The following is a 16,838-nucleotide window of genomic DNA, read 5'->3' as shown; positions in this document are numbered from 1 at the left end:
TTAACTATTAAAATCGATATTTTAGTGTTCCACTAAAATATTCTCTTCTACATTATCTGCTTTTACCGATCGAAAGGTTTTCTTCTCGCGCATTACGCCCCATTTTAAGCACGTTGCACCCCAAGAAAATCCTGCTCCAAAAGTAGTAATCAATACATTTTGACCTTCTTTAAAATCAGCCGCAAAATCCCATAAACATAATGGAACTGTTGCAGAAGTTGTATTCCCGTAACGATCGATATTAACTTTTACTTTTTCAAAATCAATTCCTAAGCTTTCGCCTACAGCAGTAATAATTCTCAAATTAGCTTGGTGTGGAACCACCCAGTCAATTTGGTCTGCTTCTAATTCATTTTTTGCCAAAGCATCTTGCGAAACCTGGCTCATTGCAGCAACGGCTCTTTTAAATACAAAAGCTCCGTCTTGTTTTAAATAATGTGTTCTGTGTAAAAGACTTTGCATTGAAGTTGGATTTCTAGAACCTCCAGCCGGTACAGCCAAAGAAGAAACACCGCTTCCGTCTGTTTTAAGAATCGTTTTCATTAAACCTGCATCAGATTCTGTTTTTTCTAACAAAACCGCTCCTGCTCCATCTCCAAAAAGAATACAAGTATTACGATCTTCATAATCTACGATCGAGCTCATTTTATCTGCTCCAACGATGATTAATTTCTTGTAGCGTCCACTTTCGATCATGTTTGCACCCATTTCCAGCGCATACAAAAATCCGCTGCAAGCTGCATTCATATCAATTCCAAAAGCATTTGTAAGTCCGCTTTTATCGCAAACGATACTTGCTGTTGGAGCTAAAATGTGATCTGGAGTTGCTGTTGCTACAAGCAAAGCTTCAATTTCACTACGATCTACATTATAATTTTCGATAAGATTTTCAATCGCTGCTGCAGCAAGATCAGATGTTGCCGTATCGTCATCTGCGATTCTACGTTCTCTAATTCCAGTTCTTTTGATGATCCATTCCTCCGATGTATCAACTGTTTCTGAAATCTTTTTATTGGTAAGGATTGATGATGGTACGAAACCACCTATTGCTGTAATTACTGCGCCCATTGTTTTTGTTTTTGTTTTAAGCTTTGTACTCTTAGAACCCAATGCTTACTACTTTTTCTCTTCTTTTCAGCTCATTTAGAACTGACACAGGAAGCCAAACAGCATCCTTAAAAGCCGATTAAATCTGTTGACTACAGCTGTTTTGAGAAATTAGTGTTTTAAAAAAACCGAACAAACTAAAAACATTCTACAAAATCCAATTAAAATAAATTAAAAATCTACACCAAGTATTCTCTCGGTAGTGCTTGGTATAAAATCTTTAATTTATCTTATTTTTAAAATCATACAATGCTGTTTCAGTTTGTAGATCATTTCCAATTTTAGCTATTGCCAAACTGATAAAAAACCTATCTGCATTAAGTTTTTAGAGTGCTACAAAATTAATTTAAAAATATCTGAAACAAGCAGGTAATTAAGAATAATTAACAAAACTGCCTGAAATGTTAAAATATAATTTTGAAATTCGGCAACAAGCGCTAAAAATTATAAAATCCCTAAAATCAAAAAAAATCTGTTAAAATTTATTTTGATAAAATTTCTTCAAAAAAACCTCTTAATTTTTATATCATTATTTTTAAATCAAATTAATCTTTAATAATTTGGAAACGACAATAATGGGATATCAAGCCCCGCTGCCAAAATTCTAGTTTTGCTTCTGTGAACCAAAGAATCCCAAAAACCGTATTTTTGAGGCACCATAATCAACAAATCGGCCTCATAATTTTTAATTTCTTTTCTAATTTCGTTGATTACAGCGTTTGATCTTACGGTTTTATATAAATATTTTACGTCTTCAAATTCTTTTTCGATATTCGAATTCATCAAAATTCTGTGTTGTTCTTCTTTCAAATCATCCAACTTTTCATCTACGCTAAAAAATTCGATTTCTGCACCAAAATCTCCTAAAGTACTTTTAATCCAGCTGAACTTTTTAATAGCCGAAAAACTTAAACTGTCACAAGCATAAAGCACTTTTTTTATACTTTGAAAACGTGCATTTTCAGGAACTGCTAAAACTGGAATATGAAGATTCTTGATCGCTGTTGTAGTTGAATTTCCAAGTAATTCTTGTTCAAAAGAACGTTCTGCCATTCCCATAACAACAGCATCTGCATTAGTCTGCTCAATTATTCGTGGAAGTTCGTCTTCTAAAAAGGAATAAGTACAAATTGAATCAACTTCAATTTTAAACACATCGGCTGTTTCTTTAGCCAGATTTTCTAATCTTGAAATTGCTCTATCAATTTGCTTCTGCATCGCATCGGCCGTTATATGCGAATTGGCGCTGTGAACACTCAGAGAAAATGAATTAAATAAAACAAGCTTTGCGCCAGTTGCTTTTGCAAGTCCAGCTGCATAAGTAACAGCATTATTGGCAATCGTAGAAAAATTAGTAGCGGCGATTATAGTAAGAGGTGAAATCATAAAATAAAATTAGGCGTGATATTTTCTAGTAAAATTGCCTAATTATTTACTTCTGCATGAAATTTAGTAACCCAACTATCATTTTTTGAAGCTCAACCGTAAAATTTCATTCCTGAAAAAACAGACTTTCCTTTTTTGTTTCTTACTTTAAAAACGATAAAAAATAATAAGCTCTGACCGTTTTAATATTTATTACTTTTACTTTTATTAAAACTTCAGCGATGGATGCCAAATCTTTATTAAAAGACCATGTTTCTAAAATTGTCACCTTAACAGACGAACAGTTTGATTATTTCTTTTCGCATTTTAAAACAGAAACTTTTAAGAAAGGGCAAACTATTATTAGTGAAAGTCAGGACGTTGACAAAGAGTATTTTGTAATTTCAGGTTGTTTAAAGTCCTTTTATGTCAATGATGACGTAAAAATGTACATCCTACAGTTTGCTATGCCAACTTGGTGGGCTTCTGATTATGCGGCGCTTTACAACAAAACTAAAGCTACTATTAATGTAGATTGTGTGTCGGATGTTGAAATTCTTTCTCTTTCAAATCAGGATCGAGAGAAAATCTGTAGCGAAATACATGAAATAGAACATTTTTTTAGATGGAGAACCAATCGCGGTTACGTGGCTTCTCAGAAAAGATTGCTTTCTTTTATGAATAATGACACCAAAACGAGATACGAAGAATTGCTTTCGCTCTATCCTGCCTTATACAACACCGTACCTAAACATTTAATTGCCGCTTATCTTGGTGTATCCAGAGAAACTTTAAGCCGATTGTACAACGCTTCTAAACCACATTGACGAATGTGATCTACATCACGTAATCTATTTGGAATACCGCCATTACTTTGTACTATAAATTAATAACAATTTAAAATACAGAATAATGGAAACTAAAAATTTTAAAATTTCGAATACTGAAAGTCAAGTAAACTGGATAGGAAAAAAAGTTACTGGACAACACAATGGAACAATTAATATCGAGAATGGTAATTTTACTTTTTCTAATGATGAACTTACTGGCGGAAATGTCGTTATAGACACTACTTCTATCTTAATTCTTGATGTTACCGACTCTGCAACAAATCAGCAGTTTGCAGGACATTTGGCTTCTGACGATTTCTTTTCTACAGACAAATTCAAAACTGCATCTTTAGACATTACGGCTGTTTCTAAACAATCTTCTTCAGCTTATTTTATCGAAGGCAATCTTACTATTAAAGCCATTACACATCCAATTGGTTTCAATTTGGAAGTGAAAAAAAATGAAAACGATTTGAAAGCTTCTGGTAAAATCATCATTGACCGTACCAAATATGATATGAAATTCCGTTCTGGAAATTTCTTCACCAATCTTGGAGATACTTTGATTTACAACGAATTTGAATTGGATGTTAATCTAACAGCAAAACTTGCTTAATACTTAGAAATCATGCCATATGTAAAAATTGAAGTAACTCGTGAAGGTGTTACAAGAGAACAAAAACAGCAGCTCATTTCTGGCATTACCCAATTAATAACAGATGTTTTGGACAAAGATCCGAGCCTTACACACATCGTGATTCAAGAAATAGAATTAGACGATTGGGGATTTGCAGGCGAACAGGTTTCTGTCTTGCGCGAAAGAGGCATTACGGCTCAAAAGAAATAATCACTTAAAATCAGGAAAAAATGAAAACAATTATAGTAACCGGTGCCTCAACAGGTATCGGTAAATCAATAGCTCAATTATTTTTAGAAAAAGGCTACAATGTAGTGATCAATTCTGCCAATTTGCAGAATCTTAAAACTACTTTTAAAGAATTAGGACATGCGAATCAGCTGGCAATGGTACAAGGTGATGTAAGCCGTATTGCAACCGGAAAAGAATTAGTTGAAACTGCTTTAGAACGTTTCGGAAGTGTTGATGTATTGGTAAACAATGCAGGGATATTTCAGCCACAATCTTTCTTAGATGTTGAAGAACAAGACTTAGATCGTTTTTTAAACATTAATTTAAAAGGAACTTATTTTACAAGCCAAGCGGCCGTAAAACAAATGCTGCAACAAGGTGAAGGATCAATTATTAATATCGGAACCGTTTTGGTAGATCATGCCATCGATGGATTTCCTGCAACTGCGCCTATTTCTAGCAAAGGCGGCGTTCATGCCTTTACAAGACAACTTGCTGCAGAATTCGGAAAAAACAATATTAGAGTAAATGCGATTGCTCCAGGGATTATTAGAAGTCCGCTTCAAGCTAAAACTGGCGTAGACAATGCTGATAGTTTGGCTGGATTACATTTATTGAAACGCATTGGAGAAACCCATGATGTGGCGCAATTGGCTCTTTATTTAGCCGAAAGCAATTTTGTAACTGGCGAAATCATTAATTTAGATGGCGGTCACGTTGCTGGACACAGCATCTGATAACTTCAAAAATTAAAATCATGGAAAATTTTGGCACAAATGCAGCTCTAATTACAGCTGTGCTTATGAATTATTTTAACGGAATTTATACAGGCGATGTTCCTTTATTGCGAAGTGTTTTTCATCAAGAGGCAATTGTTGGTTTTGATATTAATGGGGAAACTCATTTTAAAACCGTAAATCAATATCTAGAAGGAGTAAAAAACCGTAAAAGTCCACAGGAATTGGGAGAAGAATTCAAAATGAAAATTCTATCTTTAGAAATCATCAATAATACCGCTGTCGCGAAAGTTCAAGTTCCGATATTCGAGTATAATTATTATGACCTTTTAAGCCTTATCGTTGTTGATGGCAAATGGGTTATCAGTAACAAATTAGCAACTAAAGTAAATTAAAATTCAATGTGGAATTCAACCAAAATAACACAATTACTAGGTATTGAGTATCCAATTTTACAAGGTCCGATGGGCGGTGTTTTTTCAACTACCGCTCTATTGGCTTCTGTAAGCAATGCTGGCGGATTAGGCAGTTATGGCGCCTATACACTTACACCAGAAGAAATACATGAAGTTGGAAAAGAAATCAAGCTTGTTACTTCTAAACCTTACAATATCAATTTGTGGGTTAATGATGTTGACAAAGAACTTCTAAATTACCCTCCAGAAAAACTGGAAAAGATAAAACAGAATTTTAAACCGTATTTTGATGAATTAGGGATTCCGCTTCCTGATTTATCTTCTGATATTCCTTCTAAATTTGAAAAACAAGTAGAAGTTGTATTCGAACTGAAACCCCCTGTTTTTAGCTTTATTTTTGGAATTCCGTCAAAAGAAATACTGAAAGAAAGCCAAAAACTAGGCATAAAAACCATTGGCGCGGCAACGACTTTAGAAGAAGCGCTTGCTCTAGAAGATGCAGAAGTAGATGCAATTATCGCTGCAGGATTTGAAGCAGGCGGACACAGACCTTCTTTCTTAAAACCGGCACAAGATTCTTTTACAGGATTATTCAGTCTTGTACAGCAATTAAAAGCAAAAACTAAAACACCAATCATTGCCGCAGGCGGAATCATAGATGCAAAAGGAATAAAAGCCGCAATGGCTTTAGGTGCCGATGCTGTACAATTAGGAACTGCTTTTATGGTCACAGATGAATCGGGTGCGACGCCTGTTCATAAAGAAATGCTTTTTACTAATCCGAATATTCCAACTACGGTTTCAAAATCGCTTACAGGAAGAATGGGCCGAATGATTAGCAATAAAATCTCCGATGCTATTCCTTTTGAAACTGAAGTACTTCCTTTTCCTCTTCAAACCAAATTAATCACACCTTTAAAAGTAGCCGCACTCGCCCAAGGAAGAACCGACATGATTAGTTTTTGGTCAGGGCAAAATACAAGCAATTTAAAATACCATAAAGCAAGCGAATTGATGCAGTATTTAATTGCTGAAATGTCGGTGTAGTTTTTTAACGCAAAGTTCGCTAAGTTTTTTTTGCTTTAGATTGTGTTTTTAAGTTCGCAAAGCGTTGTCTTTTATAATCTCGCAAAGTCGCAAAGGATTTTATTTTTAAAGCCATTGATTATTAGGATTAAAAGGATTTTGTTTCACGCAGATTTTGCAGATTTAATTTTTATTTTTAAAAAATCTGCACAGATCTGCTTTAATCATTTCAAATCTGCGTGAAATAAAACTCCGCAACTCTGCGACTTTGCGAGATTAAAAACCACAATATTTGCACAACTTTGCGAACTTAAAACGCAATCTAGAGAAAAAACCTTAGCGCACTTTGCGGTAAAAAACACCAAGTCACTCCCTGTCCATTTCACCCTAAAGTTTGTCCGTTTCAACATAATTCCGATTTCATTTTTAAGGCTTTCAACGCACATTTGTACCGTTAAATAACTTTAAATATCAAAATCATGAACTCAAAAACAACAAAAATTATCTATTGGACAGGCGCAGTATTAACTTCTTTATGGTTTGGCGCAAGCGGTTTCTTCGAATTAACAAACAATCCATTGGTTTGGGGAATTACACAACAATTAGGTTATCCAGCGCATTTTATTTATATCCTTGGCGTTTTTAAAGTGGCTGGAGTCATTACACTTTTAATTCCAAACAAATTATTACGATTGAAAGAATGGGTTTTCGCAGGAGTCTTTTTCGATATCATTTTCGCCTTCTTTTCAAAAATAGCTGTTTTAGGTTTTGGCGCAGCAACTGATGCTATTATTGCCTTTGTAATGGTAAGCGTAACTTATGCAATGTACAGAAAATTATATACGGCTACTTATAGTGCGTCTATCGAAAACTTTTAATAGAGATAGTAAAAACAAGAGGCTTTCTCAAAAGGAAAGTTCTTTTGTGTTTGACTGAATATTAAAAACATTTTATAAATAGAAACCCCAGCGGGGTAAAATATTTATAGAATTTCAATTAGACACACGAAAAAAGCTCCAGCGGAGCGACATATATTATAGTTTAAAAAATATGTCACTCCTCTGGAGCTTTATATTGTAACCGTATACTTTTGTCTATAAACATTTCGCTTCTCCGAAGCTTACAGAAAGATGCTATCTTTTGTAATAGTCTACCTCTTACTAATTTTTAATTTAATTATTTCCAATGAAAAAGATTATTCTAATTCTCTGTTTTATACTTTCAGCTTTGTTTTTTATAAGCTGTTTTATGTTTCCAGGATTATAAAATCAAGCCAATTAGTTTATCTAAAAAACGATAAATTAATTGGTTTTATCGGTTTTCTAACCAGCTCAAAAATGCGGTGGCTTTTTCTTTTCCCACTAATATTTTTTCTTCTGTTGGAACACTTAATTTCACGATTATTTTACGCGAAAAATAATGTTCTGCTTCGCGAATTGCCGAAAAATTAACCAAATATTGTCTATTGATTCTAAAGAACTGAATTGGCGATAAAAGCTTATGAATTTCATCTAAAGACTGCGTTAACGGGTATTCGTTTTTGTCTAAAGTCATAATTGTCGGCGTTTCGTTTTTGATGAAGAAAAAAGCAATATTCTCGGTTAAAACAGTCTGATATTTATTGTTTTTAAAAACCAAAAAACTGCTTTTGCCTTTGTTTTCGCCATTTCGCGTAAGCAAATAATCAAAATCGGGCATTGCTTTTTTATTTCTCTGAAAGAAATTTTTCAGTTCTCCTGCTTTCTTCAAAGCTTGCGAAATGCTATCTCTTGAAAAAGGTTTTAGAACATAATCAATTCCGTTTGATTTGAATGCTTCGATGGCATAATCATCAAAAGCGGTACAGAAAATTACAGGCGACAAAACCTCAACATTCTTAAAAATCTCAAAACATTGGCCGTCTGCCAGCTGAATATCCATAAAAATAAGATCTGGTTGATCATTTTCCAAAAGATAATCTACTGCGCCGTCAATGCTTTGTATATAAGACAAAATCTGAACATCGGGTCTGATGCTCAGAATTAATTGGCCAAGTGCTTTAGCCGTTTTTACTTCATCTTCAATTATTATGATAGTCATAATTTAGGGGTATTTTTACTTTAAAGGTAGTTTCGTCTTTATCAATTTCGATTTCTTTGTGAATCAGGTGCATAAAACGCTGATTGATATTATCTAAACCAACACCTGTAGACACGGCGCCTCTTTTAAGCTGAATTTTATTTTCAACTACTAAAAACTCATTTTCTGTATAAAGCTTTATTTTGAGAGGTTTATCTAAAGAAACAACATTGTGTTTGATGCAGTTTTCGATTAATAATTGCAAAGTAAAAGGCGGAATTGCCGAATCGTACTGCTTTGGATCAATTTCGTTTTCTAAAACAAATCCGTCTTCAAAACGCGCTTTCAGCAGATATACGTACGAATCTAAAATCTGAAGCTCTTCGCTAAGCGGAATCAAATCCATTTTTCGGCTTTCTAAAGTAAAACGGTAAAAATCGGATAATTTCAAGATGAAATCCGAACTCTGCGGATCTTGGATATCGACCATCGATTTTAGCGTATTCAAACTATTAAACAAAAAATGCGGATTTACCTGCTGTTTCAATAATTCGTATTGAGCACCTAGATTTACGGCTTTTGTGCGTTCTAACTCGACTCCCATTTGCTGTGTCTGATAATTTTGAAAAAGTAGATGCAGAAACATATACACAATCAAGTTGATCAAAACTCCGCGTAGTTCGAACATGATTGGCGCATCCATTTTTGAAACTTGAAACAGTTCTTGATGTGCGATTACTAAAATCACCATTAAGACAATCCCTAGAATAACACTCAGTAAAAGTTTCCAGTTAAAGAGGCTTTTATTGGCATGATTAGCAGAGAATTTTGGTAAACTGTAAATGTTGTAATACCATATAAAAAGGGAAAAAAGCAGTGTAATTGAGGAGTTTATAATAAGATCACCAGGTGTAGAATCGGCATCAAATAATTTAGGTATTGAAGCCATAACTGCCAATGCAACCGAACTCCCCCAAATGACTTTGAGCGAAACCTGAAAACGTTTTGTTTTTTCCATATTGTAATTGGTTTGTTATGATCAAAGATAAGTTTATTTGAAAAAGATTTCACGCAGATTTAAAGTGATTTTAGCAGATCTATACAGATTTTTTTTATTACAGTTTCCTTACACGTTTTGTCATTTCGAGGAACGAGACTCGAGCGATAGCGAACAGGCGAAGCAAATCTCACTCAAGATTCGACAAAGATTGGCGAAAATCTGTGCGGAATTTCTAGTGAGATTTCTCGTTCCTCGAAATGACAAAAAATGAGAATAAAAAACTTTGCGTCTCTGTGACTTTGCGAGATTAAAAACAAACTGAAATTATCTGCTAAAATCACTTTAAATCTGCGTGAAACAAAAAAATCTAAGCCTTCTTAACTCCCAAAATAGCACCTGAATTCATATCTTGAACAAATCCAATAATTTCGAAATCCTGTGCACTATAATTTTTAGGAAGATGAATCGCTGCTGTTCCTTTTTTGGCTTTGTTTAAATCTACAGATTCCAGATTACGAACAATTTGATAATGCGATAGAACCCGATGCGCATTCTCGCCTCTTTTTACATTACTTTTGGCTTCTTTCTGAACAACTGCAAGCAATAAACGGCTATTTTTTGAAGTGCCTTCAACATTATAATTTACAGAAAGCAAATTAGCATTTTGGCTTGCCTCTAAACTTAAACTCGCCGAAACTGGCTTTAAAAGTGCCGATTTAATTCCGTTTCGTAAACTCGTTTCCTGAGAACCGATATAATCTGTTTTTCCGTTAATGATTACTTGAGGCGTATAGATTGGTTCTTTTCCCATAAATTGAGCGTAATCGTATTGTCTTTTTGTAAAATCAGCATTACTGAAAATGTCTTTCCAGCCTTGTTTATCCCAATAATCTACATGATAAGCCAATACATAAACGTTTTTATCACGGTATTCATTCTGAATTTTCCCCAGCAATTCATCCGCTGGCGGACAACTCGAACAGCCTTCTGAAGTATATAATTCCAATAGCGCAAAACCTTTTTTATCTGATTTCTGACTAAAAACGCTATTTCCAATTAAAAGAAACAGCATTATAAATCCACTTAAAATTTTTATCTTTTTCATAATTAAATTTATTAAACCTGACAGGTTTTAAAATCCTGTCAGGTTTGTTGAGAGCTGAGTTATCGCATCAACTCATAACTTAAAACCATTAAAGAATATTAATCTCAACGTTTATATTCCCTCTTGTCGCTTTAGAATACGGACAAGTCTGATGCGCTTGCGTTGCCAAAGCTTCTGCTGTTGAAGTGTCAATTCCTGGAAGGCTGATATTTAATCTTGCCTGAAGAGAATATTCGCCTTCTGTTACGCACAAATCTACTTCGGCGTCTACAGCAGTTTCGGCTGGAAGTCTAACTCCAAGTTTAGAAGCCGCAATTCCTAAAGCTCCAATAAAACAAGCCGACCATCCCGCAGCAAATAACTGCTCTGGATTTGTTCCCGGACGCGAAGATCCTGGTGCACTTAATTTGATATTCAATTGTTCATCTGAACTTTGAGAAGCTCCTTCTCTACCGCCTGTTGTGTGTGTTTTTCCTGTGTATAAAACTTTTGTTTCCATGTTATTAATTGTAAATTGTGAATTGTTAATTGTAAATTTTTATATGCTTAATGTTGCTGTTTTGTGGAATGTAAAAGTGAAATGCGAGAGAATAATTAACCATTCACCATTATTTAGATACGTCAATTATCGCTTGTGCAAACGCCTTTGGATCTTCTTGCGGAACGTTATGTCCGATTCCTTTTAAAACTCTGTGTTCGTATTTTCCTGTGAATTTGTTTGCGTAAACTTTTCCATCCGCAAAAGCGCCGTCAAAATCACTTCCTATTGTAATGGTTGGAACTTTAATTTCTGGTTTTGTCGCCAAACGTTTCTCTAAAGAATCGTATTTAGCTTCACCTGCTTCCAGAGATTGTCTCCATCTGTAATTGTGAATCACAATCGCTACATGATCTGGATTATCAAAAGATTGAGCTGTTTGATCGTAAGTTGCTTTATCGAAATTCCATAGCGGAGAAGCGATTTTCCAGATTAGTTTATTGAAATCGTAAGTGTTTTGTGTGTAACCTTGTTTTCCTCTTTCGGTTGCGAAATAATATTGGTACCACCATCCTAATTCGGCTGTTGGAGGAAGCGGTTTTAAGTTTGCTTCTAGATTCACCACCAAGTAACCACTTACTGAAACCAAACCTTTTACACGTTCTGGCCAAAGTGCAGATACTACAACTGCTGTTCTAGCGCCCCAATCGAAACCGCCAATTACGGCTTTGTCAATTTTTAGTGCATCCATAAAAGCGATAATATCACTTGCTAAAGCTGCTTGCTGACCGTTTCTGAAAGTATCTTTCGAAAGAAAAGTCGTTGTTCCGAATCCACGTAAATAAGGTGTGAAAACGTGGTATCCTTTTGCAACCAAAATCGGAACGACTTCGTTGTAACTGTGAATATCATAAGGCCAACCGTGAAGTAATATTACTGGAGTTCCGTTTGACGGACCTGCTTCAGTATAACCTACGTTTAATAATCCGGCATTGATTTGTTTTAAAGTTCCAAGTGAACTGTTTACTTCAATTGTTTTTTGTTTTGAAGTCTGTGCTTGAGTGAAAGTTGCATTCATAAAAAGAATAGCGATTAGAATATTTGATAGTGTTTTCATAATTTTTATTTTTTGATTAGTTGATTATCAGTTAATTTCTTTGTCAAAGGTATCTTGACGTTGTTTGTTTTAAAAGGCAAAAAAAGGTGAAGTGGACAAGGTTACGGTTGAAGTGGACAGGGAGAGATTTTGCCACAAAGACACGAAGGCACTAAGTTTTTTTAAAGAATAATTATTATTAAGGTATTTATAATAAAAATCTTTGTAGACTTTGTGGTAAAAAAAATCTTTGCGTCTTTGAGCCTTCGCGGCAAGAACCTTAAACTTGAAACTATTTTTTCATTACAAGTATCGGTTTTCCTTTTTCCACAATATAAGTCGCCAGTTCTGATGCTTTCGCATTTGTATTATTTTTAGCCGAATGCACTACGCCTGCTGGAATAAAAAGTACTTCACCCGCCTTTAAAGTCACTGGCTTTTCATCTTCTATTTGATATTCAAGCGAACCTTCAACCACATAAATCACTTCTTCACCTGGATGAGAATGTTTCACAAAAGCAGAATGTCCGTCAAAATCGATTCGTGCCTGAACCATTTCTTTTCCTGGAGTACTTAGATCATGTTTTTGTAAATCGATGCGTTTTACTCCCTGCGCCGCAATCTGATTTGGAACTAAAAAGGCAATAATTCCTAAAACAATAATTGCGATGATAACCCATGTTTTTTGTTTTTTCGTTTCCATAACTTCTGATTTAAATTATTTGTTTTTCGTTAATTTCTTCGTCAAAAGTATTTCGATAACCCTTCATACGAAATCAGAAAATAGGTGGAATGGACAAACTTCAGGGTGAAATGGACAGTGTGTGAGTTGTGATATGTGAGAGGTAAAATGTTTGAGGTTTAACCGCAAAAGACGCAAGGATTTACGCAATCCCGATAGCTATTGGAAGCAAAGTTTTTTTTAATCTCGCAAAGACGCGATCCCGAGACTTCGGGGGCAAAGTTTTGCCTTTATTTTTTGCCACAGATTAAAAGGATTAAAAGGATTTTTGTTTCATGCAGATCCAGCAGATTTTAGCAGATTTAATTTTTAAGATTTTAGAAAATAATTTGCCTTTATCTGCTTAAATTATTTAAAATCTGCGTGAAATAAACCTTTTCGATTAAAATAAGAATTCGCAAAACTTTAAAAAGAAAACTTAGCGCCCTAGCGCCTTTGTGGCAAAAAAAACGAGCACAAAAAAAATCAGGATTAGTATTTTACCACCATCCTGATTTCTTTGAATTAATTAACCTTTACTTTTTATCTTCTTCCTCTAAAACCTCCTCCGCCTCTGAAACCGCCACCGCCGAGGCCGCCTCCATTAAATCCGCCTCCGCTTCTTTGGATGTTTTGGAAATTTCGGGTTTGCATTTCACCACGGTCTCTTGAAATAGCCGAACGATCAAGATCATTTGTAATATCTGGACGTCCAGCTTCTCCAAGTGGTTTATTTGGCTGTCCGAGTGTTTGATTTGCCTTAGGGAAATTATCTCTCTGAATTCCGTCTCCTATTCGAGTTTCGCCTCCTAGGTTCTGATTAGCTTTTGGCAAATTATCGCGCTGAATTCTTTCGCCTGCGCCATTTGCTCCAAGACCTTCATTAGGTCTGTCGCGCTGAATCCTTCCTCCTGCTCCATTTGCCCCAAGTCCTTGATTCGCTCTATTCTGAATTCCTTCACCAGCTTTTTTAGACGAACCCAAAGTTCCTGCTTGTGTCCAGCCACCGTTTCCATTATTATAATGACTCCAGTTTCCGTTGGCGTCTCTTTTATAAACATGTCCGTCGTGGCCTGCGTAAACATTATTATTGGTATGAATTGTTGTTCCTCCACCTCTTCTGTGGGTAATTACACCTTTATTTCCGCCTGAAGTTTCATAACCAATCGCAGTTCCGCGTCGGGTTGTAATATGTCCTGTCTGTGCCCACTGATTTCCATTTGTAGCAGCCGAATGTCCCCATTGCGCATACGCATTATGCCCTTGATTCGTTCTCGCATAATTTCCCGTCCACGGATTATATGTACTTGCAGCCGTACGTCCGCCATACCATCCTTGTACGCTTGCAGAACGACCGTATCTTCCCGTTGCAGGATTATACCAAGCCGAAGTTCCAGCTGCACCATAAGGCCCGTAAACGCGTCTTCCTGCGGCATAACCTCCCGTCCACGGATTGTAAACTGCTCCTCCTCCATACGCATAAGGCCACGGACGATAAATTGGATACAGTCCACCGTAATATACATAAGGCGGATAATACCATCCTGTGCCATAAGTCAAGATAGCGCCAAACGTAGCACCAATTATAAAAGCACCTAAATAACCCGCAGTAGAACTGCTTTCAACCGTTGTATCAGTTGTGGTTTGCGTTACATACGTAACATTATATACTGGCGAACTTGGCGGAATAGTATAAATTTCTTTCGGAACAGAATCACATGTTTTCCAAGGTCCGTTCGGACTAGTCGACATAAACCAAACTGCTTGAAAACACAAATAATACAAATCGCCCACTTTTATAATCTTTTCTTGCGTATTGCTTGCATATTGCATTTTCGTTCCGTCAATAGGTTTAAACTGAGGCGTTCCTCCATCATACGATACTTTTACTTTTGCCTCAGCATCCGATTTCTTTAAAATAGCCGTTGTTAGAACTTGCGATAACATTACGGCATCATTCGCTTCCTGCGTTCCAGGCACAGATGACAATACATTGGCACGCGGAGAATCTTTCGGAATCTTAGCAAAATCAGCTGGAAGACTATTACTGGCATAACTCCACGGTCCAGTTAGTTCTTTAGACTTAAACCATCTTCCAGACAATAATACATAATACTGACCCTTGTTTTCATCGGCAAAAACATCATTCTCGGTATTGTCAATGTATAACAATTTAGTTCCTGGAATTTTAACGAATTTCGGACTTCCGTTTATCGCAATCAATTCTGCAGGTTTATTACTGTAGAAAACTTCAGGAGCTGCTCCAGAAGAAGGCGGCGGAATCATTTTCTTAACATCATCAAAATTCTGTCCCGAAGGCAGATTGCTCAAACCCGCAGGCAATTGGGTTGTTTTTGTCCATTTGCCCGCGACATTTTTCGAAGTCAGCCAGATATTCTCTACCAATAGATAATAATCTTTTGTGGTTTTATCAAAAAACAAATCCCAATTGGTATTTACCACATATTGAATATCCGATTTTTCTACAGGCACCAAAACCGGTTCGCCTTGCACAATAAGCAAAATCGACGGATTCGTACTGTAAAAAATGGCTGGAGGATCGTTTTTAGCCGCAATTCCCTTTGGCGGACTTTTGGTATGACTTAAATCTGCCAAAATACGATCTACCGAAATAGGATCTCCGCTCTGAGGCAACGTTTCTTTAAAAAGCTTTTCCATTTCAGGAACTTTCTTTTCGTCCAGAGCTGGAAACCGGATATCGGTTACCTGAAGATTTTTAATAAAAGCGCTTCGGTTGTCTTTGTCTACCAAAGTTTCTGCTTTCAAAGAAGCCACACCCAAAACCTGCTTTCCGTCTTTTGGAGTCAGCGAAAAAGCTACTCTCGCTGTAAGTTCCTTAAAATCTTTCCAGTCGTCTACCTGAGGCTGATAATAAACCAGTTTTGTCCCGTTATTTTCGGCTTCGCGAGGCCAGCCACGATCTGCAATTAATGTAGAGTCGGCAGTTTCAGACTTTCCAGTTTCAGAACTTGACTGCTCAGTATCTTTATCTTTTTTGCAGGAGAACAAAATTGAACTCAAACAAACTCCAATTATTAGAAAAGCATTTCTCATAAATTTAAAAGTTAGATTATTCATTGAAAACTTATTTTCTCGATCATCGTATAAAAATGATTCGTATAAAATTAAATTCGCCACATAAATAAAACTACAAATCGGCCGCTTACTTTGTTTCACATTATAATTTGAAACCAAATAAGTGTCTAAATGCTCTTTCTTTTCTCAAACCAAAATTTTTAATCTGCTCCTATAAGTTAGGCTAAAATGAAGCATTGATATTGATTAGGAGCTGTTTCCCGCTATCCGCTATATCTTTTCCTTGCTAAAGAAGCAAGAAAAAGGATGCCGCTACTATCGGGGCTAGGGCACTCATTTTCAAAAGACCGTTTTCGAAAATTATTATTTAAAGTCTTTTTTGTTCTAACCTCCATCTAATCAATTATTATAAATTATTTTTATAACTATAAAAAATTATTAATTTGATTAATAAACACCTTCCCTATACCTTTGTCTCATCAAAATCAAAGAAATGATTTGAACATCTTAAAAAATAACTTAAAAAATAGAAATCATGAAATTTACAAGAAGAGCAAACGCAAACTGGAAAGGTACAGGAATGGAAGGAAAAGGAACCATCAGTACACAAAGCACCACTTTAGACAATGCGCAATTATCATTTAAAACTCGTTTTGAACAAGGTGTTGGAACCAATCCTGAAGAATTAATCGCAGCGGCACATTCTGGGTGTTTTACTATGCAGTTAAGCTTTTTATTATCTGAAGCTGGTTTCGTTCCAGAAGATTTAGATACAACAGCGAAAGTAACTTTTGAAGACGGAACTATTACTTTAATTCAGTTAGAATTGACTGGAAAAGTACCTGGAATTTCTACAGAAGAGTTTCAGCAAACCGCTCAAAAAGCAAAAGAAATTTGTCCAATTTCTAAATTGCTGAATACTGAAATTACTTTACAAGTAACACTTAATTAAATACCAATATTTGAAATTGCTT

The 16,838-nt window shown here is 35.6% G+C and carries 17 protein-coding genes; 8 read left to right on the top strand and 9 right to left on the bottom strand.

What is annotated here, in order from left to right; translation table 11 throughout:
- Positions 1 to 21: 21 nt before the first annotated feature.
- Positions 22 to 1,068 (bottom strand): beta-ketoacyl-ACP synthase III, encoded by a 1,047-nt coding sequence (locus V6624_RS14590; protein ID WP_111290589.1) that lies wholly within the window; start codon positions 1,066 to 1,068, stop codon positions 22 to 24.
- A 591-nt stretch (positions 1,069 to 1,659) separates the two neighbouring features.
- The gene (locus V6624_RS14585; RefSeq protein ID WP_111290587.1) at positions 1,660 to 2,493 is read right to left on the bottom strand and encodes a universal stress protein; all 834 of its coding nucleotides are present in this window, start codon (positions 2,491 to 2,493) and stop codon (positions 1,660 to 1,662) included.
- Positions 2,494 to 2,714: 221 nt separating this feature from the next.
- Here V6624_RS14585 and V6624_RS14580 point away from each other — a divergent pair, with 221 nt between their 5' ends.
- From V6624_RS14580 to V6624_RS14550, 7 genes are all read left to right on the top strand, one after another.
- A complete protein-coding gene (locus V6624_RS14580; RefSeq protein WP_111290585.1) occupies positions 2,715 to 3,299 on the top strand; it encodes a Crp/Fnr family transcriptional regulator in 585 nt (194 codons plus the stop codon).
- An 85-nt stretch (positions 3,300 to 3,384) separates the two neighbouring features.
- On the top strand, positions 3,385 to 3,918 hold the full coding sequence (locus V6624_RS14575) for a YceI family protein (protein WP_111290583.1): 534 nt from the start codon (positions 3,385 to 3,387) through the stop codon (positions 3,916 to 3,918).
- A gap of 12 nt (positions 3,919 to 3,930) precedes the next feature.
- On the top strand, positions 3,931 to 4,149 hold the full coding sequence (locus V6624_RS14570) for a tautomerase family protein (protein WP_095929127.1): 219 nt from the start codon (positions 3,931 to 3,933) through the stop codon (positions 4,147 to 4,149).
- Between the two features lie 20 nt (positions 4,150 to 4,169).
- Entirely contained in the window at positions 4,170 to 4,907 is a 738-nt protein-coding gene (locus V6624_RS14565) for an SDR family NAD(P)-dependent oxidoreductase (RefSeq protein WP_111290581.1), read from the top strand.
- Positions 4,908 to 4,927: 20 nt separating this feature from the next.
- Positions 4,928 to 5,302 carry a nuclear transport factor 2 family protein gene (locus tag V6624_RS14560; RefSeq protein ID WP_111290579.1) on the top strand — a complete coding sequence of 125 codons (375 nt, stop codon included), beginning with the start codon at positions 4,928 to 4,930 and terminating at the stop codon, positions 5,300 to 5,302.
- Between the two features lie 6 nt (positions 5,303 to 5,308).
- Positions 5,309 to 6,370 (top strand): nitronate monooxygenase, encoded by a 1,062-nt coding sequence (locus V6624_RS14555; RefSeq protein WP_338839067.1) that lies wholly within the window; start codon positions 5,309 to 5,311, stop codon positions 6,368 to 6,370.
- 458 nt (positions 6,371 to 6,828) lie between these two features.
- On the top strand, positions 6,829 to 7,227 hold the full coding sequence (locus tag V6624_RS14550; RefSeq protein WP_111290573.1) for a DoxX family protein: 399 nt from the start codon (positions 6,829 to 6,831) through the stop codon (positions 7,225 to 7,227).
- A 433-nt stretch (positions 7,228 to 7,660) separates the two neighbouring features.
- Here the strand turns inward: V6624_RS14550 and V6624_RS14545 are convergent, their stop codons facing one another.
- The 7 genes from V6624_RS14545 to V6624_RS14515 all read right to left on the bottom strand — a co-directional run bounded on the left by V6624_RS14545 (position 7,661) and on the right by V6624_RS14515 (position 15,882).
- The gene (locus V6624_RS14545) at positions 7,661 to 8,428 is read right to left on the bottom strand and encodes a LytTR family DNA-binding domain-containing protein (RefSeq protein ID WP_338839065.1); all 768 of its coding nucleotides are present in this window, start codon (positions 8,426 to 8,428) and stop codon (positions 7,661 to 7,663) included.
- A complete protein-coding gene (locus V6624_RS14540; RefSeq protein ID WP_338839064.1) occupies positions 8,409 to 9,425 on the bottom strand; it encodes a sensor histidine kinase in 1,017 nt (338 codons plus the stop codon). Before V6624_RS14540 ends, V6624_RS14545 begins: the two co-directional genes overlap by 20 nt.
- Positions 9,426 to 9,774: 349 nt before the next feature.
- The gene (locus V6624_RS14535) at positions 9,775 to 10,512 is read right to left on the bottom strand and encodes a DUF1223 domain-containing protein (protein ID WP_338839063.1); all 738 of its coding nucleotides are present in this window, start codon (positions 10,510 to 10,512) and stop codon (positions 9,775 to 9,777) included.
- A gap of 88 nt (positions 10,513 to 10,600) precedes the next feature.
- On the bottom strand, positions 10,601 to 11,011 hold the full coding sequence (locus V6624_RS14530) for an organic hydroperoxide resistance protein (protein ID WP_338839062.1): 411 nt from the start codon (positions 11,009 to 11,011) through the stop codon (positions 10,601 to 10,603).
- 109 nt (positions 11,012 to 11,120) lie between these two features.
- Positions 11,121 to 12,107 (bottom strand): alpha/beta hydrolase, encoded by a 987-nt coding sequence (locus V6624_RS14525; RefSeq protein ID WP_338839061.1) that lies wholly within the window; start codon positions 12,105 to 12,107, stop codon positions 11,121 to 11,123.
- Positions 12,108 to 12,378: 271 nt separating this feature from the next.
- Positions 12,379 to 12,789 (bottom strand): cupin domain-containing protein, encoded by a 411-nt coding sequence (locus V6624_RS14520; RefSeq protein WP_338839059.1) that lies wholly within the window; start codon positions 12,787 to 12,789, stop codon positions 12,379 to 12,381.
- A gap of 561 nt (positions 12,790 to 13,350) precedes the next feature.
- Entirely contained in the window at positions 13,351 to 15,882 is a 2,532-nt protein-coding gene (locus V6624_RS14515; protein WP_338839058.1) for a hypothetical protein, read from the bottom strand.
- A gap of 517 nt (positions 15,883 to 16,399) precedes the next feature.
- Between V6624_RS14515 and V6624_RS14510 the strand changes: the two genes are divergently transcribed.
- On the top strand, positions 16,400 to 16,816 hold the full coding sequence (locus V6624_RS14510) for an OsmC family protein (RefSeq protein WP_338839057.1): 417 nt from the start codon (positions 16,400 to 16,402) through the stop codon (positions 16,814 to 16,816).
- Positions 16,817 to 16,838 lie beyond the last annotated feature (22 nt).

It is taken from the genome of Flavobacterium ginsenosidimutans (genome assembly GCF_037478105.1).
GTDB classification, from domain to species: domain Bacteria; phylum Bacteroidota; class Bacteroidia; order Flavobacteriales; family Flavobacteriaceae; genus Flavobacterium; species Flavobacterium ginsenosidimutans.
This window is presented reverse-complemented; position numbering and strand designations above follow the sequence as displayed.